The organism is Cryobacterium sp. 10I1 (assembly GCF_035019805.1).
In the GTDB taxonomy this organism is placed as follows: Bacteria; Actinomycetota; Actinomycetes; order Actinomycetales; family Microbacteriaceae; genus Cryobacterium; species Cryobacterium glucosi.
Genome location: NZ_JASJVF010000517.1, coordinates 1 through 841, shown reverse-complemented (window position 1 = coordinate 841; position 841 = coordinate 1). Strand labels below are relative to the sequence as shown.

The following is an 841-nucleotide window of genomic DNA, read 5'->3' as shown; positions in this document are numbered from 1 at the left end:
GGGTCTCTCCCGCCAGCTCGCCTACGACGGCATCGAATCGCAGGCCTGGTTGCTGTTCTGGGTGAGCGCGGCGAGCGGCAGGAGACCTTCGTGTTGTCGGTGCCGTTCTCGGGTCGGCGCCAGGCTGTCGCGGGCGAACTGGGGAACCAGAGCGGGGTGATTCCGATTCGTGTGCCCGGGGTCGGGCATCCGTTCACTCGGCTGGATGCTGTCGCCACTGCCACGAGGGCGGCGAAACTCGCGCCCGCGGGCGCGTCGACGGCGTTGCTCGGGCCGTTCTTCCGGCTGCTCGCGCGGCTCGGACTGTTCCAGCGGTTCATCAGCCGGCAGCGGACCATCCACACCTTCGTGACCAACCTGCGCGGGCCGGCGGAGCCCCTCTCGATCTTCGGGTGCCCGGTCACCGGCCTCGTGCCCCTGACCGGCCCCACCGGAAACGTGACGGTGTCGTTCGCCGTGCTCTCCTACGCCGGCAGCCTCGAGGTCACCCTCGCGGCAGACCCGGACACCTGCCCAGACCTGGACGCCCTCCGCGCGCTCCTCGAGCACGAGTTCGCCGCACTGCTGCACCCCTGACGCGTGGGCATGGCACCTGCAAATTCTTCGGTTGCGAACTCGCGGCCGCGTAACTCCGGGCTCGTTTCGGCCAGTGTCAGAGGCAGGCGAAGACGGTCAGGTCCCACTGTCTCGTCTCAAAGGCAATCTGGACGATGTATGAGTACGCGAAGTCGTAATCGAAGGTGTACGAGCTGCCACCCTCGACCATGATGTCGTCGAAAGCCTCGCCCTGGCACATGGATTGGTAGTTGGCGTTGTTGTGGACAACGGGCGGGTCCAGGAA

The 841-nt window shown here is 66.8% G+C and carries 2 protein-coding genes; one reads left to right on the top strand and one right to left on the bottom strand.

Annotated elements, in window-relative coordinates; genetic code table 11:
- The coding region (locus QN345_RS19515) for a WS/DGAT domain-containing protein (RefSeq protein ID WP_323509173.1) at positions 1-576 on the top strand (576 nt) is incomplete at its 5' end.
- A 76-nt stretch (positions 577-652) separates the two neighbouring features.
- Here the strand turns inward: QN345_RS19515 and QN345_RS19510 are convergent.
- A partial coding sequence (locus tag QN345_RS19510; RefSeq protein WP_323509172.1) for a hypothetical protein occupies positions 653-841 on the bottom strand: 189 nt, incomplete at its 5' end.